This window comes from Mesorhizobium sp. M0998 (genome assembly GCF_040318885.1).
Lineage (GTDB): Bacteria > Pseudomonadota > Alphaproteobacteria > Rhizobiales > Rhizobiaceae > Mesorhizobium.
Window position 1 is genome coordinate 61,729 of the sequence record NZ_JAMYND010000022.1, and the last position, 25,372, is coordinate 87,100.

16 protein-coding genes and 1 tRNA gene are annotated in these 25,372 nt (G+C 62.4%); 12 read left to right on the top strand and 5 right to left on the bottom strand.

What is annotated here, in order from left to right:
- Positions 1 to 13: 13 nt before the first annotated feature.
- The 6 genes from glgB to bglA are packed head-to-tail and all read left to right on the top strand — an operon-like array spanning position 14 to position 10,260.
- Positions 14 to 2,227 carry a 1,4-alpha-glucan branching protein GlgB gene (gene glgB / locus NKH59_RS20870; protein WP_352871592.1) on the top strand — a complete coding sequence of 738 codons (2,214 nt, stop codon included), beginning with the start codon at positions 14 to 16 and terminating at the stop codon, positions 2,225 to 2,227.
- Between the two features lie 35 nt (positions 2,228 to 2,262).
- On the top strand, positions 2,263 to 3,528 hold the full coding sequence (gene glgC / locus NKH59_RS20875) for a glucose-1-phosphate adenylyltransferase (protein ID WP_352490794.1): 1,266 nt from the start codon (positions 2,263 to 2,265) through the stop codon (positions 3,526 to 3,528).
- A 3-nt stretch (positions 3,529 to 3,531) separates the two neighbouring features.
- Entirely contained in the window at positions 3,532 to 4,977 is a 1,446-nt protein-coding gene (gene glgA, locus NKH59_RS20880; protein ID WP_352832930.1) for a glycogen synthase GlgA, read from the top strand.
- A gap of 3 nt (positions 4,978 to 4,980) precedes the next feature.
- Positions 4,981 to 6,609: an alpha-D-glucose phosphate-specific phosphoglucomutase gene (locus NKH59_RS20885; protein WP_353022911.1), complete on the top strand. Its 1,629-nt coding sequence runs from the start codon at positions 4,981 to 4,983 to the stop codon at positions 6,607 to 6,609.
- On the top strand, positions 6,609 to 8,642 hold the full coding sequence (gene glgX / locus NKH59_RS20890) for a glycogen debranching protein GlgX (RefSeq protein ID WP_352972283.1): 2,034 nt from the start codon (positions 6,609 to 6,611) through the stop codon (positions 8,640 to 8,642). The genes NKH59_RS20885 and glgX overlap by 1 nt, the downstream gene beginning before the upstream one ends.
- The gene (bglA, locus tag NKH59_RS20895) at positions 8,632 to 10,260 is read left to right on the top strand and encodes a beta-galactosidase BglA (protein ID WP_352972281.1); all 1,629 of its coding nucleotides are present in this window, start codon (positions 8,632 to 8,634) and stop codon (positions 10,258 to 10,260) included. The genes glgX and bglA overlap by 11 nt, the downstream gene beginning before the upstream one ends.
- A 16-nt stretch (positions 10,261 to 10,276) precedes the next feature.
- On the opposite strand, the gene NKH59_RS20900 is transcribed toward bglA, so the two are convergent.
- Both NKH59_RS20900 and NKH59_RS20905 read right to left on the bottom strand, forming a co-directional pair.
- Positions 10,277 to 12,061, bottom strand: a complete 1,785-nt coding sequence (locus NKH59_RS20900) for a pilus assembly protein TadG-related protein (RefSeq protein WP_353022913.1) — start codon at positions 12,059 to 12,061, stop codon at positions 10,277 to 10,279.
- A 1-nt stretch (position 12,062) separates the two neighbouring features.
- The gene (locus tag NKH59_RS20905) at positions 12,063 to 12,542 is read right to left on the bottom strand and encodes a TadE family protein (protein ID WP_084641571.1); all 480 of its coding nucleotides are present in this window, start codon (positions 12,540 to 12,542) and stop codon (positions 12,063 to 12,065) included.
- Between the two features lie 381 nt (positions 12,543 to 12,923).
- Here NKH59_RS20905 and NKH59_RS20910 point away from each other — a divergent pair, with 381 nt between their 5' ends.
- The 4 genes from NKH59_RS20910 to NKH59_RS20925 all read left to right on the top strand — a co-directional run bounded on the left by NKH59_RS20910 (position 12,924) and on the right by NKH59_RS20925 (position 18,338).
- Positions 12,924 to 14,516 (top strand): peptide ABC transporter substrate-binding protein, encoded by a 1,593-nt coding sequence (locus NKH59_RS20910; RefSeq protein ID WP_352771877.1) that lies wholly within the window; start codon positions 12,924 to 12,926, stop codon positions 14,514 to 14,516.
- Between the two features lie 166 nt (positions 14,517 to 14,682).
- Entirely contained in the window at positions 14,683 to 15,606 is a 924-nt protein-coding gene (locus tag NKH59_RS20915; protein ID WP_352470962.1) for an ABC transporter permease subunit, read from the top strand.
- A complete protein-coding gene (locus NKH59_RS20920; protein WP_353022914.1) occupies positions 15,599 to 16,717 on the top strand; it encodes an ABC transporter permease in 1,119 nt (372 codons plus the stop codon). The genes NKH59_RS20915 and NKH59_RS20920 overlap by 8 nt, the downstream gene beginning before the upstream one ends.
- A gap of 1 nt (position 16,718) precedes the next feature.
- Positions 16,719 to 18,338 carry an ABC transporter ATP-binding protein gene (locus NKH59_RS20925; RefSeq protein WP_352503453.1) on the top strand — a complete coding sequence of 540 codons (1,620 nt, stop codon included), beginning with the start codon at positions 16,719 to 16,721 and terminating at the stop codon, positions 18,336 to 18,338.
- On the opposite strand, the gene NKH59_RS20930 is transcribed toward NKH59_RS20925, so the two are convergent.
- Both NKH59_RS20930 and NKH59_RS20935 read right to left on the bottom strand, forming a co-directional pair.
- Positions 18,313 to 19,452 carry a site-specific integrase gene (locus NKH59_RS20930; protein WP_353022916.1) on the bottom strand — a complete coding sequence of 380 codons (1,140 nt, stop codon included), beginning with the start codon at positions 19,450 to 19,452 and terminating at the stop codon, positions 18,313 to 18,315. The two genes, NKH59_RS20925 and NKH59_RS20930, sit on opposite strands and share 26 nt — an antisense overlap.
- Positions 19,453 to 19,839: 387 nt before the next feature.
- Positions 19,840 to 19,916, bottom strand: a tRNA-Pro gene (locus NKH59_RS20935).
- Between the two features lie 205 nt (positions 19,917 to 20,121).
- On the opposite strand from NKH59_RS20935, the gene NKH59_RS20940 reads away from it, so the two are divergent.
- Positions 20,122 to 21,636, top strand: a complete 1,515-nt coding sequence (locus tag NKH59_RS20940) for a phosphomannomutase/phosphoglucomutase (protein ID WP_502893782.1) — start codon at positions 20,122 to 20,124, stop codon at positions 21,634 to 21,636.
- Positions 21,637 to 21,653: 17 nt separating this feature from the next.
- Complete coding sequence (locus NKH59_RS20945) at positions 21,654 to 23,924, top strand: AGE family epimerase/isomerase (RefSeq protein WP_352972274.1); 2,271 nt, start codon at positions 21,654 to 21,656, stop codon at positions 23,922 to 23,924.
- Here NKH59_RS20945 and betB read toward each other — a convergent pair.
- Positions 23,888 to 25,351, bottom strand: a complete 1,464-nt coding sequence (gene betB, locus NKH59_RS20950) for a betaine-aldehyde dehydrogenase (RefSeq protein WP_352501751.1) — start codon at positions 25,349 to 25,351, stop codon at positions 23,888 to 23,890. The two genes, NKH59_RS20945 and betB, sit on opposite strands and share 37 nt — an antisense overlap.
- Between the last annotated feature and the right edge of the window lie 21 nt (positions 25,352 to 25,372).

A 25,372-nucleotide genomic window follows, 5' to 3' on the forward strand; every position in this document is an offset into this window, starting at 1 on the left:
GGGTCACTGCCTGATGAGCAAGCCGCGCGCGACCGTTGCGACAAGCGGGCCGGACGGACTGGCGCCAGCCGGCGATGTCGCGGCGATTGTCGCCGGCACGCACGGCGATCCGTTTGCCGTGCTTGGCGTGCATGAGGCGGGAAAGGGCTTTGTCGCCCGCTGCTTCGTCCCTCATGCCGAGTTCGTCACCGCCTATACGCTGACCGGCAAGAAGGCCGGCGAGCTGTCGAGACGCGACGACCGCGGTTTCTTCGAAGGCAAACTGTCGCTGCGCAAACGCCAGCCGCTGCGCTATCACGCCAGGAATTCCGGCGGTGACTGGTGGCTGACCGATCCATATTCCTTCGGTCCCGTGCTCGGCCCGCTGGACGATTATTACATCGCCGAAGGGTCGCATCTCAGGCTGTTCGACAAGCTCGGCGCCCATCTCATCGACCATGAAGGTGCATCGGGTGTGCATTTTGCGGTGTGGGCGCCCAATGCAAGGCGCGTCTCGGTGGTCGGCGACTTCAACGAGTGGGACGGCCGCAGGCATACCATGCGCGTCCGCCGCGACACCGGCATCTGGGAGCTGTTCATTCCCGACATCGGCGCTGGCCGCCCATATAAATATGAAATCATCGGGCCGGATGGCGTGAGATTGCCGCTCAAAGCCGATCCGTTCGCCTTCAAGTCCGAACTGCGCCCGGCCACCGCCTCGGTGACGGCGCTGCCGCCGGCGCACGAATGGGGCGACGAGGCGCACCGGAACTACTGGCGCAATGCCGACCACAGGCGCGAAGCCGTATCGATCTACGAGGTCCATGCCGGGTCATGGCGGCTTCACGACGACGGCAGCTTCCTGTCGTGGGACGAGCTCGCCGAGAGGCTGATCCCTTACGTGGTCGAGACCGGTTTTACCCACATCGAATTCATGCCGATCTCCGAACACCCTTATGACCCGTCCTGGGGCTACCAGACGACGGGTCTTTATGCGCCGACTGCCCGCTTTGGCGATCCGGACGGTTTTGCCCGCTTCGTCGACGGCGCCCACCGTGCAGGCATCGGCGTCATCCTTGACTGGGTGCCGGCGCATTTCCCGGTTGACGAACACGGTCTGGCAAAGTTCGACGGTACCGCGCTCTACGAACATGCCGATCCGCGCAAGGGCTTCCATCCCGACTGGAACACAGCGATCTACAATTTCGGCCGTCGCGAAGTGATTTCGTTCCTGGTCAACAATGCGCTGTTCTGGGCCGAGAAATATCACGTCGACGGACTGCGCGTCGATGCGGTCGCCTCGATGCTTTATCTCGATTATTCGCGCAAGGCCGGTGAATGGATTCCCAACGAGAAGGGCGGGCGAGAGAACCTCGAAGCGGTCAGCTTCCTGCAGCGGATGAACAAGGAGGTCTACGGCCACCATCCAGGTGTGATGACCATCGCCGAGGAATCGACCTCGTGGCCGAAAGTCTCGCAGCCGGTGCATGAAGGCGGACTGGGCTTCGGTTTCAAGTGGAACATGGGTTTCATGCATGACACTTTGGAGTATTTCTCCAAGGAGCCGATCTTCCGCAAGCATCACCACAACGACATCACCTTCGGCCTGGTCTACGCTTTCAGCGAGAATTTTGTGCTGCCGCTGTCCCATGACGAGGTGGTGCACGGCAAAGGCACGCTGCTCAACAAGATGGCCGGCGACGACTGGCAGAAATTCGCGACGCTGCGGGCCTACTACGCCTTCATGTGGGGTTATCCTGGCAAGAAGCTGTTGTTCATGGGCCAGGAGTTCGCACAGCGCCGCGAGTGGAGCGAGGCGCGCGCGCTCGACTGGAACCTGCTCGATTTCCGGTTCCACCGTGGCGTCTGGCAGACGGTGCGCGATCTCAACTATCTCTACCGCTCGCGCCCCGCGCTGCATGCCCGCGACTGCGAGCCGGAGGGCTTTTCCTGGCTGATCGTCGACGACAGCGCGAACTCGGTCTTTGCCTGGCTGCGCAGCGCGCCGGGCGGCAACCCGGTCGCCGTCATTTCCAACTTCACGCCGGTGCCGCGCGACAATTACCGCGTGCCGTTGCCGCAGGCCGGAAAATGGCGCGAGATCATCAACACCGATGCCACGGATTATGGCGGTTCCGGCAAGGGCAATAGCGGCGTCGTCGAGGCTCGGGCGGAAGGGGGAGGGATTTCGGCGACGATGCTTTTGCCGCCGCTGTCGACGATCATGCTCGAATTCGTCCCGGACTGAGCTATGTCTGGAGCATCTAACCTGGGAGGATAGGAATGGCTGAAATAAAACGAACACAGCCGCTGGCACGCGACGCCATGGCTTATGTGCTGGCAGGCGGCCGTGGCAGCCGGCTCAAGGAACTGACCGACCGCCGCGCCAAGCCGGCGGTCTATTTTGGCGGCAAGACCCGCATCATCGATTTCGCGCTCTCCAATGCGCTCAATTCCGGTATCCGCCGCCTCGGCGTCGCCACCCAGTACAAGGCGCATTCGCTGATCCGCCATCTGCAGCGCGGCTGGAACTTCCTGCGGCCCGAGCGCAACGAGAGTTTCGACATCCTGCCTGCCAGCCAGCGTGTATCGGAAACGCAATGGTATGAGGGCACGGCCGACGCCGTTTACCAGAACATCGACATCATCGAGGCCTACGGGCCGGAATACATGGTCATCCTGGCCGGCGACCACATCTACAAGATGGACTACGAAATGATGCTGCGCCAGCATGTCGAGGCCGGCGCCGACGTCACCGTCGGCTGCCTCGAAGTGCCACGCATGGAAGCCACCGGCTTCGGCGTCATGCATGTCGATCCCAAGGACACCATCATCTCCTTCATCGAAAAGCCCGCCGATCCGCCGGGCATTCCCGACAAACCGGATTTCGCGCTGGCCTCGATGGGCATCTATGTGTTCAAGACCAAATTCCTGATGGAGCAATTGCGTCGCGATGCGGCGGAGCCCGGCTCGAGCCGCGACTTCGGCAAGGACATCATCCCCTACATCGTCGAGCACGGAAAGGCGATCGCCCATCGTTTTGCCAAATCCTGCGTGCGCTCGACCGCCGAGAACGAGGCCTATTGGCGCGACGTCGGCACGGTCGACGCCTATTGGGAGGCCAATATCGACCTGACCGACATCACGCCGGAACTCGACCTTTACGACCGCGATTGGCCGATCTGGACCTATGCCGAGTTGAAGCCGCCGGCAAAATTCGTGCATGACGAGGATGGCCGCCGCGGGTCGGCCGTGTCGTCTCTCGTGTCGGGCGATTGCATCGTTTCGGGCGCTTCGCTGAAGCGAAGCCTGATCTTCACCGGCGCGCGCATCAATTCCTATTCGACGCTGGAGGAGGTCGTCATGCTGCCGGACGTCCATGTCGGCCGCAACGCCAGGCTGAAGCGCGTGGTCATCGATCACGGCGTCAGGATCCCGGAGGGTCTGGTGGTCGGCGAGGATCCCGTCCTCGACGCCAAGCGTTTCCGCGTTTCGGAAAAAGGCATCTGCCTCGTCACGCAGGACATGATCAACAGGCTGGGATCGTAGTGCATGCAGGTTCTGTCGGTGGCGCCCGAGATCTTTCCGCTGGTCAAGACGGGCGGGCTCGCCGACGTGACCGGCGCCTTGCCCGTGGCATTGGCCGGCAAGGGCGTCACCATGCGCACGCTCGTCCCCGGCTATCCTCAGGTGATGGGCGCCTTCAGGAAAAAGAAGCCGGTTCAGCAATATCCATTGCTGCAGGGCGGCAAGGCTTCGGTGTATGCCGCCCAGATCGCCGGGCTCGACCTGTTCGTGCTTGACGCGCCGCATCTTTTCGACCGTCCCGGCGGCCCATACGGCAACGCGACAGGCGCCGACTGGCCGGACAATTGGCGCCGGTTCGCGGCCTTGAGCCAGGTAGGCGGTGATATTGCCGGCGGTGCGATCTCGGGCTACCTGCCCGATATCGTCCATGCCCATGACTGGCAGTCGGCAATGACGCTTGCCTACATGCGCTACGGCAAGGCGGTCGGCACGCCGTCGATGATCACCGTGCACAACCTCGCCTTCCAAGGCCAGTTCGGCGCCGGCATCTTTGGCGAGCTTGGCCTGCCGGCGGCGGCGATGGCGCTCGACGGCGTCGAATATTACGGCGGCGTCGGCTTCCTCAAGGCCGGCCTGCAGGCGGCGTGGGCGATCACCACGGTCAGCCCGACCTATGCGCAGGAAATCCGCTTGCCCGAATTCGGCATGGGCCTCGACGGCCTGATCAACATGCGCTCCGTCGATCTCCATGGCATCGTCAACGGCATCGATACCGAGATCTGGAACCCGGAAACCGACAAGCATCTGGTCTCCAACTACACCGCAAAGACGCTCAAGGCGCGAATGCCCAACAAGGCCGCGGTCGAGGACCGTTTCAGCCTCGATCGCGATGACAGCCCGATCGTCTGCGTCGTCAGCCGGCTGACCTGGCAAAAGGGCATGGACATACTGGCTGCGGCCATCGACGGCATCGTCGCGGCAGGTGCACGGCTGGCGATCCTCGGCTCCGGCGACGCTGGGCTGGAAGGCGCGTTGCTTGCCGCCGCAGCCCGCCATCGCGGCCGCATCGGCGTCGTCGTCGGCTATGACGAGGGACTCTCCCACACCATGCAGGGCGGCTGCGACGCAATCATTATCCCATCGCGCTTCGAACCTTGCGGGCTGACACAGCTTTACGGCCTGCGCTATGGCTGCGTGCCGGTCGTCGCGCGCACCGGCGGCCTTGCCGACACGATCATCGATGCCAACGAAGCCGCCATCTCTGCCGGCGTGGCGACCGGTTTCCAGTTTGCGCCCGCCAATGCCGGCGCCTTGCTGCACGCCGTCCGCCGCCTTGTCGAGGCGCGTGCCAATCCCGCAGTGTGGACGTCGATGCAGCGGCAAGGCATGAAGGCCGACGTTTCGTGGGACAAAAGCGCCGAAAAATATGTCCAACTCTATCGCTTGCTGCTTTCGAAAAGGGCTGCCTGACTGATGATCCGCACCGTCGCCACCAAACCTTATCCCGACCAGAAGCCCGGCACCTCCGGGCTGCGCAAGAAAGTCCCGGTGTTCCAGCAGGAGCACTATGCCGAGAACTTCATCCAGTCGATCTTCGATGCGCTGGACGGGTTCGAGGGCAAAACCCTGGTGATCGGCGGCGACGGCCGCTTCTACAACCGCGAGGTCATCCAGAAGGCCATCGCCATGGCCGCGGCAAACGGCTTCGGCAAGGTGATGGTCGGGCAGGGCGGCATCTTGTCGACGCCGGCCGCTTCGCATGTCATCCGCAAATACAAGACCTTTGGCGGCATCATCCTGTCGGCCAGCCACAATCCGGGTGGCCCGCATGAGGATTTCGGCATCAAGTACAATGCCGGCAATGGCGGCCCAGCGCCGGAAAAGCTGACCGACGCGATCTTCGAAAAAACCAAGGCGATTTCAAGCTTCAAGATCGCCGATATCGGGCAGGTCGACATCGACACGATCGGCACGGTCAAGACGGGGGACATGACCGTCGAAATCATCGATCCTGTCGCCGACTATGCCGAACTGATGGAAAGCCTGTTCGATTTTGACGCATTGCGGGCGCTGTTCAGGTCGGGCTTCCGCATGCGCTTCGACGCCATGCATGCGGTGACCGGCCCCTACGCCAAGGAGATCCTCGAAAACCGGCTCGGCGCGCCCAACGGCACCGCCCGCAATTTCATTCCGCTGCCGGATTTCGGCGGCCATCATCCCGATCCCAATCTGGTGCACGCAAAACACCTCTACGACGAGATGATGGGGCCGGATGCGCCAGACTTTGGCGCCGCCTCGGATGGCGACGGTGACCGCAACCTGATTATCGGCAAGGGAATTTTCATCACCCCGTCGGATTCGGTGGCGATGCTCGCCGCCAACGCCCATCTGGCGCCGGGCTACAAGGCCGGGCTGAAAGGCATCGCCCGCTCGATGCCGACCAGCGGTGCTGCCGACCGGGTCGCCGAAAAGCTCGGCATCGGCATCTACGAGACGCCGACCGGCTGGAAATTTTTCGGCAATCTGCTCGATGCCGGCATGGCAACGATCTGTGGCGAGGAGAGTGCGGGGACCGGCTCCAACCATGTCCGCGAAAAGGACGGCCTGTGGGCTGTGCTTTTATGGCTCAACATCCTTGCCGTTCGCGGCGAAAGCGCCAAGCAGATCGTCACCCAGCATTGGGCGGCCTATGGCCGTAACTATTATTCGCGCCACGACTACGAGGAGGTCGAGACCGATCGTGCCAACGCGCTTGTCGGCGAGTTGCGCGCCAAGCTCGGCTCGCTGCCTGGCACCAGCGTGCGCGGCATGACGATCGCCAGCGCTGATGATTTCGCCTATCACGATCCGGTCGACGGCTCGGTCAGCAAGAACCAGGGCATCAGGGTGTTGTTCGAAGGCGGCTCACGCGTCGTCTTCCGCCTGTCCGGCACCGGCACCTCGGGCGCGACGCTGCGGCTTTATGTCGAGCGCTACGAGCCGGACAAGAACCGCCACGATCTCGACACCCAGGAGGCGCTTGCCGATCTGATCGCGGCGGCCGACGACATTGCCGGGATTCGCAGCCATACCGGCCGCGCCAAGCCGAGCGTCATCACCTGATGTCGTCGGGACTATCCGCCGGCTATCGTCCGCGATTTGGCGGGCTTGCCGGGGAGGGCGGTATCCGCTTCGCCGCATGGTCCTCGTCGGCTCGGCGCATCTGGGTTTCGATTTTCGACGAACACGGCAACCGCGAAGTCGACCGGCTGGAACTCCAGTCGGAAGACGAGGGCGTCCATGCACTTTTTGTTGCCGGTCTCGCCGCCGGGACCCGATACGGGTTCCGCGCCGATGGCGACTACGCGCCGGAACACGGTCTCTGGTTCGATCCCGACAAGCTGCTGGCCGATCCCTATGCCGTCGAGATCGACAGGCCCTATGCCTATGACGGCCGGCTCGCCGCGCGCCGAGGCGAGGGGGCCGACACGGCGCCGCTGATGCCGAAAGCCATCGCCGGCGCCTTGCCGGAACCCTTGCCCGCCTTGCCGCCGCTGTTTCGGCCCGGCGGCCTTATCTACGAAGTGCCGGTACGCGCCTTCACAAAGCTGCATCCCGACATTCCCGAGAAGCAACGCGGCACCATTGCAGCGCTCGCTCACCCCCTCGTTGTCGAGCATCTGCAAAAACTCGGCGTGGCAGCCATTGAGTTGATGCCGGTGACTGCATCGATCGACGAACGGCATTTACCGCCGCTCGGTCTGCGCAACGCCTGGGGTTATAATCCCGTGACCTTCATAGCGCTCGATCCGCGACTGGCGCCCGGCGGTCTGGCCGAGTTGCGCGGAACGGTCGCCGCGCTGCGCGAGGCCGGCATCGGCACCATTCTCGACCTGGTGTTCAACCACACCGGCGAAAGCGACCGGCTCGGCCCGACATTGTCGCTGCGCGGGCTCGACAGCCGCGCCTATTATCGGCACGAGCCGGACGGCGCTCTGGTCAATGACACCGGAACCGGCAATACGCTCGCCTGCGAGCATCCGGTCGTCCGGGAAATGGTCCTCCACACGCTTCGCCACTTTGTCCAGCGCGCCGGTGTCGACGGATTCCGCTTCGACCTGGCGCCGATCCTCGGCCGCGTCGACGGCGTTTTCGACGCCGATGCGCCGCTGCTGAACGCCATTCGCAACGACCCTGTTCTTGGCGACCGGGTGCTGATCGCCGAGCCTTGGGATATCGGACCGGATGGCTATCAGCTCGGCAATTTTCCGCCGCCCTTCCTCGAATGGAACGACAAATACCGCGACGATATCCGCCGCTTCTGGCGCGGCGACGGCGGCATGATCGGTGCCCTGGCGACGCGGCTTGCCGGTTCGTCCGACGTCTTTGCCAAAGCAGGCCAGACAACGAGCCGCAGCATCAACTTCATCGCCGCGCATGACGGCATGACGCTGGCCGATATCGTCGCCTATGGGCACAAGCACAACGAGGCCAATGGCGAACTGAACCGCGATGGTCACGACGACAACCTGTCCTGGAACGATGGCGTCGAGGGCGAGACCAGCGACCAGTCAATCGTTACGGCCCGTTTCGATGACCAGCGCGCGCTGCTGGCGACGCTCTTTGCCTCGCGCGGCACGATCATGCTGACGGCCGGCGACGAGTTCGGCCGCACGCAGCGCGGCAACAACAACGCCTACGCGCAGGACAATGACATCACCTGGCTCGACTGGGCCGGGCGCGACCTGGCGCTCGAGCATCATACGGCTCTGCTCGCCAGGATGCGTCGCGCCGTGCCGGCGCTCTTGGACACAGCATTCCTGACCGGAGAACAGCCTGCGGGTTCGGAAATCCCAGACGTAGCCTGGCTGACGGAAACCGGCGTGCCGTTCGAAGAGGCAGCCTGGGACGATGCCAGGCGGCACCGGCTGGTCATGGTTCTCGGTAGCGGTGAGAACAGTCGCCTTGCCGTGATCATCAACGGCGACCGCCGGGCCTGCACGTTCACGCTGCCGGAACGGGCGGGTTTTCATTGGCGCCCAGCTATCGAACCGGATAGTAGCGATATCTCGCGGCCGGTGCCTGGGCGAACAGTCCTGTTCATGATCGAAAGCAGGACAGCGTGTGCGGGCGCAGGGGAGAGCCATGATGGCTGACAATGCCGAATGGTGGCGCGGCTGCGTCATCTACCAGATCTACCCGCGCTCCTTCCAGGACACGACAGGCGACGGCAGCGGCGATCTCAGCGGCATCACCTCGAGGCTGGCCCATGTCGCATCGCTCGGTGCCGACGCCGTTTGGCTGTCGCCTTTTTTCAAGTCGCCAATGGCCGATATGGGTTACGACGTTTCGGATTACTGCGCCGTCGATCCGATGTTCGGCACATTAGAGGATTTCGACGCACTGATTGCGGAGGCGCACCGGCTCGGCCTGAAGGTGATCATCGATCAGGTCTTGTCGCATTCGTCGGATCGGCACGAATGGTTCGTCGAAAGCCGCACGAGCCACGACAACCCCAAGGCCGACTGGTACGTCTGGGCCGATGCGAAGCCCGACGGCACCGCCCCCAACAATTGGCTGTCGCTTTTCGGCGGCCCGGCCTGGGAATGGGACGCAACGCGCAGGCAATATTACCTGCACAATTTCCTCGCCTCGCAGCCGGACCTGAATTTCCACAACCCACAGGTGCAGGACGCCTTGCTGGAAACGGTGCGGTTCTGGCTCGAGCGCGGCGTCGACGGTTTCCGGCTGGATACGGTCAACTATTACGTCCACGACCGCTGGCTGCGCAGCAACCCGCCTTTGGCGGAAAGCGTCGCCGGCACCAATACGGCAACCAGCCCCTATCTCTATCAGGAGCATCTGTTCGACAAGAGCCAGCCGGAAAACCTTGCTTTCCTAAGGCGCTTCCGGGCCTTGCTTGACGAATATGAAGGCCGCGCCGCTGTCGGCGAGATTGGCGACGAAACGCGTTCCTTGCAGACACTCGCCGCCTATACCGGCGGTGGCGACAAGCTCCAAATGTCCTACACGTTCGACTTGCTCGGCCCGCAATTCTCGGCGTCGCATGTGCGTGGCTGTGTCGAGGCCTTCGAGAGTAAGGTATTCGACGGCTGGGTTTGCTGGGCGTTCTCCAATCACGATGTCGTGCGCCATGTCAGTCGATGGAAAAGGCCGGGCGGCGATCCGGACAGGGTGGCGAAATTCTCGATCGTGCTGCTTTCCTGCCTGCGCGGATCGATCTGCCTCTACCAGGGCGAAGAACTCGGGCTGGAGGAGGCCGAACTGGCGTTCGAGGATTTGCGCGATCCTTTCGGCATCCGCTTCTGGCCGGGGATCAAGGGGCGGGATGGGTGCCGAACGCCGATGGTCTGGGAGGCTGGCGCCGACAATGCCGGCTTTTCGACGGGCAAGCCGTGGCTTCCGGTCCCGGCAAGCCATCGCGCCCAGGCGGTCGACGTCCAGGATGGCGAGCAAACCTCCGTCCTGGCGAGCTACCGTGCGATGCTGGCCTTGCGCAAGCAGCATCCGGTGCTGGTTCGAGGCTCGATCCGGTTCCTCGATGCCGAAGGCGACGTCCTTGCTTTCATTCGCGAAGGCGGTGACGAAAAGCTGCTCAGTGTCTTCAATTTCGCCGACGAGCCGGCCGGCTGGCAATTGCCACCGGATCTGGAAGCGATAGAGCCGATAGACCTTGGCGGTGCTGCCGGCGTCTTGCAGGAAAGAACGCTGTCGCTGCCGCCGCTGGGCTGCTTCCTCGGCCGGATTGGCTGAGCTCTATTTCATTATCTCATTGAACGAGCACGGAGCGCCCGCAAGTCGCGCCGACAACCCGCACATCGGCCTCGCCGACATGCACGCCGACAGCTGCAAGCACGTTATAGACCAGTTCGTCGACCGGCGCCGTCACGCCGTTCAGAACCGTTACCACCGCCGGCTTAACCGTTCCGAGCAGGGCCGTCACGTCCAGCCCGAGGCCCAGTGCATTGACCGAGAGCGAGAGGCCGCTGACCAGCGATGTCGTGAGTGATTGCGTCAGGTTTTTTGTGGCGACAGTTTTTATCGTCTTGTTGGCGATATCGGTGCTGTCGAACGTCAATGTGGTCGGATCGTTGTTGGTGATGGCAAGTGATGACGAACCCTTCACATCGAGCAGATTGAGGGTAAGCAGCAGAAGCTTCACGCTTACCTGGGCAATCGTGGCATCGGAGAACGATTGCGGATTGCTGAAATCGGCGAAGGCCGATGGGTTGTTGTCGGCGTCGCTGGTGGCAAGGTGCAGCGAGGCCACGCCAGGCTGCGCGGCGATCGAAACCTTGATGCTATCCGGCCGGCCCGTCGGGCAGCTGATGTCGGTTAGCTTGGCTTCCGCATAGGCGACTTCGACATGCAGAGGCAGGTTGACGGACAGCAGGCTGATGCCGCCGCCGAGATTGGAATTGCCGATGCCCACTGTGGTGACCAGCTTGATGCGCGTCTGCGCGGTGCGCACCACGGTGCCTTTTTCCCCGACGGCCAGCCAGGGTGAGTATTGCATCGGTTCACCGATGGCGATGGCGAGCGTGGTGGAGGTAAGTCCCGGAATAGTGGCGCCGAGATCGACCTGGACCTGGTTTGAGCCATTGGCCAGCGAGGCGGCGGCACCCAGCATGCCCATCGCGCTTGCGTCGACGGAAAAGCCGGGAGACTTTTGTCCGAGGCCGAGCCTGCCGATCGAGCCAAGATCGATAAGATGACTGAGGGGTATCTTGACCGTGTTGGTGGCCCTCGACGCGATCGTCTGCAGCACAAGTTTGCTGGCGCTGCCCGACCCGGACGCATTGGCCATGGCGGTCGCGATCTGGCCTACCGTCGCTTTTGACGCCAGCACGTCGGAATAGCTGACACCTGTCAGTTGCAACTGTACGGCAAGGGCATCGACGAACGAAAGCACGTTTACATCGGCCGAGATCAGCGCGTTGTAGTCCATGACGCTGAGCGAAATGTTGGCGCCCAGCAACTTGCTGAGAAGCGCGTTGAGGATGCCGCCATTGACGCTGAGGAGCCTGGACCCGACCGAGAACATCGCTTGCGGGGTCACACTGGCGATGGCTTCGGTGCCGACAACCGGAGTAGGGATGAGCGAACTGGCGAAATACCGGGCGGGGATTTTTCGCAGAGTGACGCGAACGGCGTTGTAAGGCGTTTTGCCGGCTTCGAAGCGCTTGTCGACACCAACGGAGGACGCCGCTGAGTATCGGCCGCCGGTGACCGACACGACGGTTTTGCCAACCGTGGGAACGATTGTCTGACCTGCCTTTTGAACAATGATGCCGGGCATTCGGTTGTCACTGAGCGTGGTTACCGCCGCGGCTTCCATATTGTTGATGTTCGACGCCGCGGTGATCGCCGCCAGATCGGTCATCGCCTGGGCTTCCCTGCGCTCCGTGTAGATCGAACCTTCGTCGACAGCGAAGGCAGCCAGCCCCAGCGCGAATGGCGCTGTCAGCGCCGTCATGACGGCAAAGTTCGCCTTCTTGTCGCCAACCATCGAGCGAGCGATCCACCCGATGCTCCTCAGCAAGAACTGCGACATTTCAAATGCCTCCAATCCTGATGGTAGATCTGCGCGACATCGTGGTTTGCGGCATCGCAAGGCTTGGTAACAGGTTCCAGATCGGCAGGTTGCTGGCATCGTACTGGATCGACACGACGAACTGATTTCCGTCGGCCGTGCTGTCCGTCGCCTGATAGGTCAGCTTGCCGGAATCGACAAACGGGTATCCACTGGCATTGTTTTTGACGAAACTCGCCACCAGCGCCTGGCGCTCGGTTTGATTCAATCCGGCAATTGCGGTGCGGGCGGCATCGGCGGCGATTTGCTGCAAGGAGTTGCTTGCACCAAAATAGATACCATATGCAACCATTCCGAGCAAAAGAAGGATAAAGATTGGGGAAAGCAGGGCGAACTCGACCGCGGAAGTTCCGGACTCTTCTCCAATTTTGCGTAGATTCGTCCGTATGTGGCGCAATATTTTACGCTTCAATGCGACAGTATTACTGTCTATCTTGTTCATTGCCCTTGCCCGTTGGAACCCAAGGTCGATGTGCCGATTCCATCGAAATTTGTAACCCTTGGTTGCCTAAGAACCAATTAATACATTCCGGTAAACTGAAAAGATCGGTCAGATTATTTCCCAGATCGGCGTTCTGGCCAGGAAACCCAGTCAAACTCATGGTTTCGACCATTGATTGGCCGCCCGCAAAACGACTGCCCCGGCCCCCTTACTTTGGGTGACCCCGAGAGTCTGTTGAAATAAAAAATCTCCACGTTACTGTTTGGCCACCAGCTGCCGGAAAGGGAACCGGCTGCGCGCTCGAAAGGAACCAGCCAATCGGTTTCGGGGCGTCAACACTTAGAGACGTGGCCGAAGGGCGACGTCGTTAGGGAGAACTCCATGCTGAAACATGTGCTGAAGGCGACGGTACTCGCCACGACCATGGTCTTGGCCGCCGGTACGTTCTACACGCCGGCTTTCGCCGAGACCGTCTACAACCGCGGAGCCGCCGCCGAAGCGGAGACGCTCGATCCGCACAAGACCTCGACGGTCTACGAAGCCGATATCATACGCGACCTGTTCCAGGGCCTCGTCATGCATGACCAGAAGACGAATCTCATTCCGGGCGCCGCTGAAAGCTGGACGGTGTCCGACGACGGCACTGTCTACACCTTCAAGCTGCGCAAGGACGGCCTCTGGTCGGATGGCAGCCCGGTGACGGCGGACGACTTCGTTTATTCGTTCCGTCGGCTGGAAGATCCGGCCACCGCTGCGGAATACGCTTCCATGCTCTATCCAGTGAAGGGTGCCGAGGAAGTCAACACCAAGAAGGGCAAGCCGGAGGATATGGGCGTCAAGGCGATTGACGCAAATACCCTCGAAGTCACGCTCAAGGCGCCAACGCCTTACTTCCTGGAGATGCTGACCCATCAGGCGACCTATCCGGTTAACAAGGCGTCTATCGAAAAGCTTGGCGCCGACTGGATCAAGGCAGGCAAGCTGGTCTCGAACGGGGCCTTTACAGCGGCAGAGTGGATTCCCAACGACCATCTGAAGCTGGTCAAGAATCCGAAATTCTGGGACGCCGCCAGCGTCAAGTTGGACGTGGTCAACTACATCCCGACCGAGGATCGCTCGTCCGCGATGAAGCGCTTCGAGGCCGGCGAATTCGACAGTTACGGTGACCTGCCGACCGAACAGCTCGCCGATCTCAAGACCAAATTCGGCGACCAGGTCCGTGTCGGGCCATATCTCGGCATCTACTATTACGCGATCAAGACCGACAAGGCGCCTTGGGACAACGTCGAACTGCGCAACGCTATCTCGATGGCGATCGATCGCGACTTCCTCGCTGAAAAAGTCTGGCAGAATTCGATGCTGCCCGGCTATTCGATGGTCCCTCCGGGTATCCAGGGCTACACGCCGGCACTGGCCAAATACGCCGACATGCCGCAGATCGACCGCGAGGACGCTGCCAAGAAGATCCTCGAGAAACTCGGCTATACACCCGAGCATCCGTTGAAGATGCAGATCCGCTACAACACCTCGGAAAACCACAAGAACACCGCTGTCGCCATCCAGGAACAGTTGAAGCCGCTTGGCGTCGAGGTCACGCTGCTCAACACCGACACCAAGACCCACTACTCCTTCCTCGAGCAGAAGGGCGACTACGATGTGGCGCGTGCCGCCTGGATCGCCGATTACAAGGACCCGGAAACCTTCCTCGGCATATCTCGCAAGGCCAGCGGCAACAATTATTCGAGCTATAACAGCCCGAAATTCGAGGCGGCCATGGACAAGGCCGCCGCCGCCGGCGGCAAGCCCGACCAGCGCATGAAGGAACTCGCCGAGGCCGAGCGCATCCTCGTCGACGACGTCGGCGAGATCCCGCTTCTCTACTACAGCTACCACGACATCGTTTCCTCGAAGCTGCACGGCTTCGACGACAATGTGATGGACATCCATCCGTCCCGCTTCATCAGCAAGGACTGATACCTTAGCCAGGCCGCCGCGCGACTCAATGCGCGGCGGCGCCGGTTTGCCATCGCATCGGCCCGGGAACCGGATTCGATTTTCGACAATGTCGGTGCGAAGATTTGAAGGCTAGAGCGCAATCGTCCAGCCGGACGCGCGCTGCTCTGGATCAAGCGGGGCATCGATGCTGCGATTCGTTTTCCGGCGGCTCCTGACCGCCATCCCGACGCTGTTCGTCATCGTGACTATAGCGTTCTTCCTGATACGCGTCGCGCCGGGCGGCCCGTTCAACCAGGAGCGGGGCCTGAGCCCCGAGATCAGGGCCAATCTCGAAGCCCAGTTCGGGCTCAACGACCCGCTCTGGCTGCAGTACCTCCATTATTTAGGCAATCTTCTGCGCGGCAATTTCGGCCCCAGCTACAACATGCCGGATTTCACCGTCGGCGAGTTGTTCAGGGAAGGCCTGCCGATCTCGATCCAACTTGGCGCTTCGGCGCTCGTTCTGGCGCTGCTCCTCGGCAGCGTGCTCGGCACTGTTGCCGCGCTCAACCAGAACAAGCTTGCCGACTATTCGGTGATCGCGCTGGCGACCGCCGGCAGCACCATACCAACCTTCGTCATCGCCCCGATAATCCAGCTTGTATTCGGATTGACCTGGAAGCTGCTGCCGATCGGCGGCTGGGGCGATGGAGCCCTCATCAACAAGGTCGGCCCGGTACTGACGCTCGCTCTGCCGCAGATCGCCATCGTTGCCCGCCTGATGCGCGGCTCGATGATCGAATCGCTGCACTCGCATCACATCCGCACCGCGCGCGCTCTCGGCCTGTCCGACTGGTCGGTCGTCGTCAAGCATGCGCTGCGCGGCGCCATCCTGCCGATCGTCTCCTTCACCGGTCCGGCAGCCGCAGCCCTTCTCACCGGCTCGGTCATCGTCGAGACCATCTTCTCTATCCCGGGCATCGGCCGCCATTTTGTCGTTGCCGCGCTCAACCGCGACTACACGCTGGTGATGGGGACGGTGGTGGTCATCGCGCTCTTCACCATTGTCTTCAACCTGATCGTCGACGTCCTCTATGGGGTCGTCGATCCGAGGGTGCGCTATGACTGATATCGCAGTTGCCGCACCGGTCGTCGGCCGGTCCCTTTGGGGTGACGCCTGGGCGCGCCTCAAGGCCAATCGCGCGGCCATGTTCAGCCTCTATTATCTTGCCTTCATCGCCGTCATCAGCGTGTTTGGGCCCTATCTCGTGCCGCACCAATACACCACCATCTATGCCGACTATGTCCGTACGCCGCCGAGCTTCTCCGCCTATCCGAAGGCCGACATGATCGAAGGCGCTCTCGATGAGGCGATCAGGCGTATGCGCGTCGACATCAAGGAGTGGCGGCAGGAGGACAGCCGTGTGTTCGTTACCGTCAAATCGTCCAAGCCGATCGATGACCGCAACATTCGCTACCTTGATCGTTCCGATACCTTTGATGACACAAAGATCGAGAGCAAATCGCCGGACGGTCTCGAAATGGTGATGAGTGCCTCGATCAAGCAGCAATATTTCCTGTTCGGCACCGACAATACCGGCCGCGATCTCCTGTCCCGAACGCTGATGGCCGGGCGCATATCGCTAGCCATCGGCCTGCTTGCCGGCATTGTGGCCGTGGTTATCGGCGTGCTCTATGGCGCCACCGCCGGCCTTGCCGGCGGCAGGGTCGACGAGGTGATGATGCGTGTCGTCGACGTGCTTTATTCTTTGCCGTTCATCTTCTTCGTCATCATGCTGGTGGTGTTCTTCGGCAGGAACTTCGTGCTGATGTTCCTGGCGGTCGGCGCGGTGCTGTGGCTCGACATGGCGCGCATCGTTCGCGGACAAGCGCTGTCGATCCGCCGGCAGGAATATGTCCAGGCGGCGGAAGCGATGGGCGTCGGCCAGCGAGGCATTCTGCTGCGCCATGTGATCCCCAATTTGCTCGGGCCGGTGGTGATCTACATGACGCTGCTGGTGCCGCAGGTCATTATCCTGGAGAGTTTTTTGTCGTTCCTCGGGCTTGGCGTCCAGGAGCCGATGACCAGCTGGGGCGTGCTGATCTCGGTTGGCGCCCAGAACATCGGCTCGGCCAACTGGCTGCTTCTTTTCCCGGCCTTCTTTCTCGTCTCCACGCTGTTCGCGCTGAATTTCGTCGGCGATGGGCTGCGCGATGCGCTGGACCCGAAGGATCGTTGAGATGGCTGCTTCCGATACCATTCTCAGCGTCAAGGACCTTCGAGTCCGCTTCCGCACCCTCGACGGTGTGGTGGAGGCGGTGAAGGGCATCAATATCCACGTCAAATCAGGCGAAACCGTCGCCGTCGTCGGCGAATCCGGTTCCGGCAAGAGCCAGACGATGATGGCGGCGATGAGCCTGCTCGCCTCGAACGGCGAAGCCAGCGGCACAGTCGATTATCGCGGCCGCAATCTTTTGACCTTGAGCAAACCCGAGCTCAACAAGATCCGCGGCCGCAAGATCAGCATGATCTTCCAGGAGCCGATGACGTCGCTAGACCCGCTCTATTCGATCGGCAACCAGCTGATCGAGCCGATCCGCAAGCATCGCGGACTTGGCGCCGCCGCGGCGCGCGAGGAGGCGCTCAAGCTGCTGCGGCTGGTCCATATTCCCGATCCGGAGCGGCGGATGAAATCCTATCCGCACGAGTTGTCGGGCGGTCAGCGCCAGCGCGTCATGATCGCCATGGCGCTGGCCAACGACCCCGACATACTGATCGCCGACGAGCCGACGACCGCGCTCGACGTCACCATCCAGGCGCAGATCCTCATGCTGCTCGCCGAATTGCAGCGCAAGCTCGGCATGGCGATCGTCTTCATCACCCACGATCTCGGCATCGTCCGGCGCTTTGCCGATCGGGTCTATGTGATGCGATATGGCGAGGTGGTCGAGGAGGGCGAGGCGGAAGCGATCTTCGCCAACCCGCAGCACGGCTACACCAAGATGCTACTTGCCGCCGAACCGACCGGCACCAAGGCGCCGCCGCCTCCGAATGCCCCTGTCCTGCTTGAAGGCAGAAACGTCGAGGTGACCTTCAAGATCGGCGGCGGATTTCTTGGCGGCGAGCCGCTGCTGCTGCGCGCCGTCGATCGCATTTCGATACGGCTGAAGCGCAACCAGACGATCGGCATCGTCGGCGAATCCGGCTCGGGAAAATCGACGCTCGGCCGCGCCTTGCTGCGGCTCCTGCCCAGCGACGGTATCATCCGGCTTGGTGACCGCGACATTTCCCACGCCGACCGCCAGGCGATGAGGCCGCTGCGGCGCGAATTGCAGCTGGTTTTCCAGGATCCGTTCGGCTCGCTGTCGCCACGCATGACCGTCGGCCAGATCATCACCGAGGGGCTCCTGGTCCATGAGCCCAATCTGTCGGGCAGGCAGCGCGATCTCCGCGCGGTCGATGCCTTGCTCGAAGTCGGGCTCGACCCGAACACGCGCAACCGCTATCCGCATGAATTCTCCGGTGGTCAGCGGCAGCGCATCGCCATTGCGCGCGCCATGATACTCAAGCCTAAAGTGGTGGTGCTGGACGAGCCGACCTCGGCGCTGGACCGCTCCGTGCAGAAGCAGATCGTCGAATTGCTACGCAAGCTGCAGGCCGACCACGAACTGTCCTATCTGTTCATCAGCCACGATCTCGCCGTTGTGCGCGCCATGGCCGACTACATCATCGTCATGAAACAGGGCAAGATCGTCGAGGAGGGGCCGGCCGAGGCGATCTTCAGCAATCCGCAGGCAACCTACACACAGACACTGATGGCCGCGGCCATCGATGTCACGCGATTTCGCCTGAGCGCATAGCCTTGCTGGCGATCCGCCACATGTCGACGTCGCACAGCACAGGCCACATGGCGCGGGTATAGCGAAGCACATTCGGGGTGACATCGTCGCCGAGCCCGGCTTCCACGCGGCAGGTGCGGAACGCCTTCTCGATGCGCTTTGTCGGTTCGCCCAGGCTGTCATGGACGACCGGCCCGCAGTCGCAATCGATACGCTTCCAGCGGCGCATATGGGCGATCAGCCGTGACGGCAGTCGCGTCGGCGGACGCCATTTCTTGCTTTTTTTCGCGTGCTGATCTTTGCAATAGAACACGCCGCGGCCTAGGTCCGGCCAAGCTTCTGCGGCCTCGCCATCCCAATTGAGTTGCAGGATTGAACGATGTCGGCAGCCAGTGTAGAGCCCCACAATGATAAAGCGGCAGAGATGAGCGTACTGACCGTGCTTCCGGCGCAGCCGCAATGCCGCGCGCAGCAGTCCCGCTGCTTCCTCGCGCGTCAGCCAGCGCTCGCGCGCTGCTGGTTTGTCTGGCAAGGTGACGGACGGCTTCGGATCGAGACCGTATTCCTTGGCCCAAAAGTTGATCGCCGAGCGGAGGTCCTCAAGATCGCGACGCGGGCCTGATGTAAAGTCCTTGTCTCGCCACGCCGGGAGTAACGCACGGCGGGTCTCCATCGCCGCAGCGTTGAGCTTGGCGATTCGCTCACGCTCTACCCGATTGCGCTCGCGCGAACGGTGCTCGACATAGACGCGGCAGCGATCTCCATTGATGTTGGCGACCGGCTCGGTGCCGAAGAATTCGTTCAGAAAACGCATCCTGGCGAGAAATTCCTTGCGACCGGCAATCTTGGCCTGGCGTGCTTCGGTATAGGCGGCGAGGATGTCACCGACAGTCAGGCGGCGGGCATCGGCCCTGGAGATCGGGCGCTGATATTTGCCTGCGGCGGCAGGCCCGAGTTGAGGGCGCAGCATACCTGAAGCGCTAGACACCGCTCCCGTGCGGGCATGATGATGGGTCGTCACAATGGTCCCCTTTTTTGCTCCGAAGTTGTTCGTCCTGCGGACGGGGATCACTAGAAGAGGCGACAAGACCGGCTTTGCAACAAGCAAAATGGACGATAGTGCCGTGAGATGCAAAGACTTGCGAAAGGCGGCGCAGAATCGCGCCGGCTTGGCTTTCCCGCCGGACGACGAGTCTTGGCGCATTCCCGGAGGGTAGCTGACAGCCGCATCAAAATGGTGGCTCGGGCTATCCCATGTTCCGGTTGCAACTGAGGTGTAAATCTCACGCCGGCCTTCACGGGACGATTTGGCGTTTCGAAGCGGGGGAGGTTTCCGGTGCCTTGGAAATCTCGCTTTTTTCGGTGACGAACATGCGTTAGCAATAGCCGCGATCCGATGCCACTGCGGGCACCGCGTAGCCTCTCCTCGGCCAAACCTCTTTTTGTCGAATGTACAGGCGCAACTTGGAAGAGCCCCTACGAGCCCTGAGCCATTGCCTCCCGGGTTGGACAATGTTTTTTCTGGTCGGAGTGGCAGGATTTGAACCTGCGACCCCATCGTCCCGAACGATGTGCGCTACCAGGCTGCGCTACACTCCGTGACCAGACCGCGGGCTTATAGCCGCCGAGTTTGGTTACTGCAAGCGCCAATGGCAGCGCTTCTGTCGCATTTCTTTCGCTTTCGCCGCCACGTCATACAGGTTTCAGTTTCCTGTCGCACAAACACGGCTTAAAGGGCATCTGGGTAACCGTCCACTTGCCTCGAAGCACCTGATTCAGCCGCCTGGAGTTTGCAGCCTTGTCGATGAAGATCGTTAGCGATGCCAGACCAAACACATTCGAGTTCGAAACCTCGGCGCTCGTCATGCCGTCCGGGTTTCGCGAATATGATGCGCGCTGGTGGTTCGGCCATCCCGGCTCGAACGAAACGCCGGAACTCAATCTAATCGGCGTCCAGGCGCTCGGCATGGGGCTCGGCACGCTGATCCGTCGCCTGGGTGCCGGACCCGACATCGTCACCGGTCACGATTTCCGCTCCTATTCGCTTGCCATCAAGCTGGCGCTGGTTTCCGGGCTGATGGCGGCCGGCGCACGGGTCAAGGATGTCGGGCTTGCCCTGTCGCCGATGGCTTATTTCGCCCAGTTCGCGCTCGACACGCCGTCCGTCGCCATGGTCACTGCCTCACACAACGAGAATGGCTGGACCGGCGTCAAGATGGGCGCGGCGCGTCCGCTGACCTTCGGTCCGGAGGAGATGAGCGCGCTGAAGGCGATCGTGCTGTCAAGCGATTTCGACCTTGTCGGTGATGGCTCCTACGCCTTCGTTGCGGATTTCCGCAAAACCTACCTTGACGATCTGACCGCGGGAAAGCGTATCTCCAGGAAGCTCAAGGTGGTGGCCGCCTGCGGCAACGGCACCGCCGGGGCTTTCGCTCCCGAGGCACTGGAAAGTATCGGCTGCGAGGTCATCCCGCTCGACGTCGAGCTCGATCATACGTTTCCCAATTACAATCCCAACCCCGAAGACATGCAGATGCTGCACGCCATTCGCGACAAGGTGCTGGAAACGGGCGCCGATGTCGGGCTAGGCTTCGACGGCGACGGCGATCGCTGCGGCGTGGTCGACAATGAAGGCAACGAGATATTCGCCGACAAGGTCGGCGTCATGCTGGCGCGCGACATTTCGCACCTCTATCCCGGCTCGACTTTCGTCGTCGACGTTAAGTCGACCGGATTGTTCATGACTGACAAGGTGCTGCAGGAGAATGGCGCGGTCACCGACTATTGGAAGACCGGTCACTCCTATATCAAGCGGCGGGTGGCCGAACTCGGCGCCGTTGCTGGTTTTGAGAAATCGGGCCACTTCTTCTTCAATCCTCCGATCGGCCGCGGCTATGACGATGGCCTGGTCACGGCCATCGCCATCTGCCAGATGCTGGATCGCAGCCCGCAAAGCAGCATGGCTGACCTCTATCGCGATCTGCCGCTGACCTTTGGCACGCCGACCATGTCGCCACACTGCGCCGACGAGCTCAAATACGGCGTCGTCGAGCGCGTCGTAGGCGACTTTCGCAAGATGAAGGACGAGGGCACGGTCTTCGCCGGCCAGAAGATCGGCGAACTGATCACCGTCAACGGCGTCAGGGTCGTGGCGGAGGATGGTACATGGGGGTTGGTGCGGGCATCATCGAACAAGCCGGAGCTTGTGGTGGTGGTGGAGAGCCCGGTATCGTCCGAGCGGCGCCGGCAGATGTTCGAAGCCGTCGATGCGGTGCTGCGCCGCAGCCCCGAAGTCGGCGCCTACAATCAGACTTTTTGAACGCGGGGCTTGTTTTCATGATCGAACGGATCGTCAGTTTTGTGATGAGCGGCGGCGTCGGCTCGCGGCTGTGGCCGTTGTCGCGCGAGGACAATCCCAAGCAGTTCCATGATTTCTCGGGCGACGGCTCAATGCTGGCCAAGACGCTGCGCCGGCTGACCGCGCGGCCGGAAGGCGAAACGCCGGTTTTCCTGATTGCCTCGGAAAGGCATGCCGACCGCGTTCATGCCGACATTGCCGGTCACGAGCTTTCCGGCGGCGGCCCGCTGTTCGAGCCGACCGGACGCAATACTGCCGCGGCCGTCGCTTTGGCAAGTCTGCGCACGCTGTCGGAATTCGGCGACAGCCTGGTGCTGGTGGTGCCGTCCGATCATGAGATCGCGACGCCACAGCAATTCTGGCGGAGCATCGAGGCCGGCACGGCGGCCGCGCGCCAAGGCAGGCTGGTGGTGTTCGGCATCAAGCCCGCCCAACCCGAGACCGGTTACGGCTACATCGAGGTGGCCGGCGAGCGTGATGGCATCTGCGATGTCTCGCGTTTCGTCGAAAAACCCGATCTCGCCACGGCGCAGAGCTATCTCGAGGCCGGCAATTTCTACTGGAACACCGGCATCTTCCTGTTTCGCGCAAGTGCCATGCGCGACGCGTTCATGGCCTTCCAGCCCGACATCTGGAGCGCCACAGAGGCTGCCTATCAGGCTGCGACATCGGATCTTTCCGGCCTCTACATGCCTCTGGATCTCTATGCCGCCATCCCATCGACATCGATCGACTATGCGATCATGGAGCGCGCCAGCGGCATCGCCATGGTGCCGGCCGGCTTTCGCTGGAACGATCTCGGCTCCTGGCAATCGCTGCTCGACGTCGGCCCCTCCGACACGCAGGGCAATGTCATCGTCGGCGATGTCGTCGCCATCGATTGCGAGAACTCCTATATCCGCAGCGACGGCCGCCTGCTGTCGGCCATAGGCCTGAAGGACGTCGCCATCGTGTCGACCGCCGACGCCACTTTCGTCGCCCCGGTCAGCCACAGCCAGAACGTCAAGAAGATCGTCGAGCAGCTCGAAAAAAGCGGCCGCCTTGAGACCAGGTTCACGCCCGCCGACGACCGCGTCATCGAAAGCGGCGCCTGGCAGCGCCGCGTGCACCATTGGCTGTTCGAGGAGACGGTGCCGTTGTGGTCGACGGTCGGCGTCGATGAGCGCCACGGCGGGTTCCACGAGGCGCTCGGCTTCGATGCCGCCCCGCTGATGAAACCCAAGCGCATGCGCACGCAGGCCAGGCAGATCTACGCCTTCGCCGTCGCCAAGGCGCGCGGCTGGAACGGCCCGGCCGATCGGCTGATCAGCCACGGCCTCGAATTCATGGCCAGGCACGGACGTACCGACAATGGCGGCTGGGTACGCACGCTCAACGTCGACGGCACCGTCGCCGACGCCGCCGAGGATGCCTATGACCATTCCTGCGTGCTCCTGGCGCTGGCGCATGCGCATATGTGCGGTAATCCCGATGCGTTGCGGCTTGGCCAGGAGACCTTCGCGTTCATCGACGCGCATCTCGAGGACGAACGCCTGACCGGCTTCCGCGAGACCTCGAGCGGCGAGGGCGAGCGCCGCTCCAACCCGCACATGCATCTGCTCGAGGCATTCCTGGCCTGGCATCAGGCGACCGGCGAGCGCGCCCATCTTCGTCGCGCCGCGCGCATCGTCGATCTGTTTCGCAGCCATTTCTTCGACCCGGAAAGCTGGACGCTGGGTGAGTATTTCGACCATGAATGGCGGCCGACCCCTGGTGAGAAGGGCACGTGGACCGAACCCGGCCATCATTTCGAATGGGCCTCGCTGCTGGTCGACTTCGCCGGCCGCAGCGGCCAGAGCGGCTTGACCGGCCTTGCCCGGAAGCTCTACGCGTCGGCGATCGCCAATGGCCTGAACCGCGCCACGGGCCTCGCCTACGGCGCCGTCTCGCGGCAAGGACTGCCGCTCGACCGCGTCTCGCGCAGCTGGCCGCAGGCCGAAGCGATCAAGGCGGCGATCGCGCTGGACGGTTCGGGCGGTCCCGACCTGAAGCCGGAGATCGAGGCGCGTGTCGGCCGGCTGTTCCGCTGGCACATCAATCCGGCACCGCTCGGCCTGTGGATCGACCGCATCGACGAGCGTGGCCGCTCCTTGGCGAGCGAGGTGCCGGCCAGCATCTTCTATCATCTCGTCTGCGCGCTGACGCAGTATCTGGACGGCACGGCGCCCAAGGATCAGTACGGGCTGGCGACATCCCCGGTCTCGACATAGACCGACTTCAGCTGCGAATAGAGCGCCAGTGCCGCGAGCGAATTCTCGCGGCCGATGCCGGACTGCTTGAAGCCGCCGAAGGGGATTTCGACCGGCGTCAGATTGTAGGCGTTGATCCAGCAGGTGCCGGCCTGCAGTTCGGCGATGACACGATGGGCGCGCGCCAGGTCTCGCGTGAACACGCCTGCTGCGAGGCCGAATTCGGTGTCGTTGGCGCGATCGATCACCTCGTCCTCGCTGTCGAATTTCAGCACGCTCATGACCGGCCCGAAAATCTCCTCGCGGGCAATGCGCATCGTGTCGACGACACCGGTGAACACCGTCGGCTCGACGAAGAAGCCGCCCTGAAAACCCTGCAGCGAAGGCACGTTGCCGCCGCAGCCGAGCACCGCGCCATCCTGCTTGCCGGCCTCGATGTAAGAGACCACCTTGTCGTGCTGCGCCTTCGAGACCAGCGGCCCCATCTGCGTGTCCGGATCGAGCGGATCGCCGATGCGGATTTTCTTCGTCCGTTCGGTCAGCCTCTCGACGAAACGGTCAAGGATGCCGCTCTGCACGAAGACCCGCGTGCCGTTGGAGCAGATCTGGCCGGTCGAATAGAAATTGCCGAGCATCGCGCCGCCGATGGCGTTTTCGAGGTCGGCGTCTTCGAAGACGATCAGCGGCGACTTGCCGCCGAGCTCCATCGTCGCGTGCTTCATCTTCGAGCCGGCGAGCGACAGCACTTTGCGGCCGGTCGGCACCGAGCCGGTCACCGAGACCTTGGCGACGACATCGTGGCCGACAAGGCCGGCGCCGACATCGCCAAAACCCTGCACCACGTTGAACAGCCCGTCGGGCAGCCCGGCCTCGGTATAGATTTCGGCGAGCGCCAGCGCTGATAACGGCGTGTTTTCCGATGGTTTGAAAACCATCGCATTGCCCATTGCGAGGGCGGGTGCGGATTTCCAGCCGGCGATCTGGATCGGATAGTTCCAGGCGCCAATGCCGACGCAAACGCCGAGCGCCTCGCGCCTAGTATAGGCAAAGGGTCCGCCGAGATCCACGGCCTCGCCATTAAAGGCGGCGACGGCGCCGCCGAAATATTCCAGGCAGTCGGCCGCCGACGGGGCGTCCGCAACCAGCGTCTCCTGGATCGGTTTACCAGTGTCCAGCGTCTCGATGCGCGCCAGATCGGCATTGCGCGCGCGCAAAATGTCGGCGGCGCGGCGCAGGATGCGGCCGCGTTCGACCGGCTTCAGCCGCGCCCAGGCCGGTTGTGCTGCACGCGCGGCCTCGATCGCGAGCTCCAGCACGTTCGGCGTCGCCGAGCGCAGCATGGCGATGGTCTCGCCGGTTGCCGGATAGATAACCGGCAGCGCTGCGCCGCGCTCGTCGTCGATATAGCGGCCGTTGACATAATGCGATGCCGTTGGCTGGGCGCGCATGACTGTTCTCCAAATCGTTGT

Coding starts and splice junctions, on each gene's coding strand:
- NKH59_RS20905 (WP_084641571.1), bottom strand. CDS start 12,542: ATGAACAAGATAGACAGTAATACTGTCGCATTGAAGCGTAAAATATTG.
- NKH59_RS20945 (WP_352972274.1), top strand. CDS start 21,654: ATGATCGAACGGATCGTCAGTTTTGTGATGAGCGGCGGCGTCGGCTCG.
- glgX (WP_352972283.1), top strand. CDS start 6,609: ATGTCGTCGGGACTATCCGCCGGCTATCGTCCGCGATTTGGCGGGCTT.
- NKH59_RS20920 (WP_353022914.1), top strand. CDS start 15,599: ATGACTGATATCGCAGTTGCCGCACCGGTCGTCGGCCGGTCCCTTTGG.
- glgA (WP_352832930.1), top strand. CDS start 3,532: ATGCAGGTTCTGTCGGTGGCGCCCGAGATCTTTCCGCTGGTCAAGACG.
- NKH59_RS20910 (WP_352771877.1), top strand. CDS start 12,924: ATGCTGAAACATGTGCTGAAGGCGACGGTACTCGCCACGACCATGGTC.
- glgB (WP_352871592.1), top strand. CDS start 14: ATGAGCAAGCCGCGCGCGACCGTTGCGACAAGCGGGCCGGACGGACTG.
- NKH59_RS20900 (WP_353022913.1), bottom strand. CDS start 12,061: ATGTCGCAGTTCTTGCTGAGGAGCATCGGGTGGATCGCTCGCTCGATG.
- glgC (WP_352490794.1), top strand. CDS start 2,263: ATGGCTGAAATAAAACGAACACAGCCGCTGGCACGCGACGCCATGGCT.
- betB (WP_352501751.1), bottom strand. CDS start 25,351: ATGCGCGCCCAGCCAACGGCATCGCATTATGTCAACGGCCGCTATATC.
- bglA (WP_352972281.1), top strand. CDS start 8,632: ATGATGGCTGACAATGCCGAATGGTGGCGCGGCTGCGTCATCTACCAG.
- NKH59_RS20885 (WP_353022911.1), top strand. CDS start 4,981: ATGATCCGCACCGTCGCCACCAAACCTTATCCCGACCAGAAGCCCGGC.
- NKH59_RS20940 (WP_502893782.1), top strand. CDS start 20,122: ATGAAGATCGTTAGCGATGCCAGACCAAACACATTCGAGTTCGAAACC.
- NKH59_RS20925 (WP_352503453.1), top strand. CDS start 16,719: ATGGCTGCTTCCGATACCATTCTCAGCGTCAAGGACCTTCGAGTCCGC.
- NKH59_RS20915 (WP_352470962.1), top strand. CDS start 14,683: ATGCTGCGATTCGTTTTCCGGCGGCTCCTGACCGCCATCCCGACGCTG.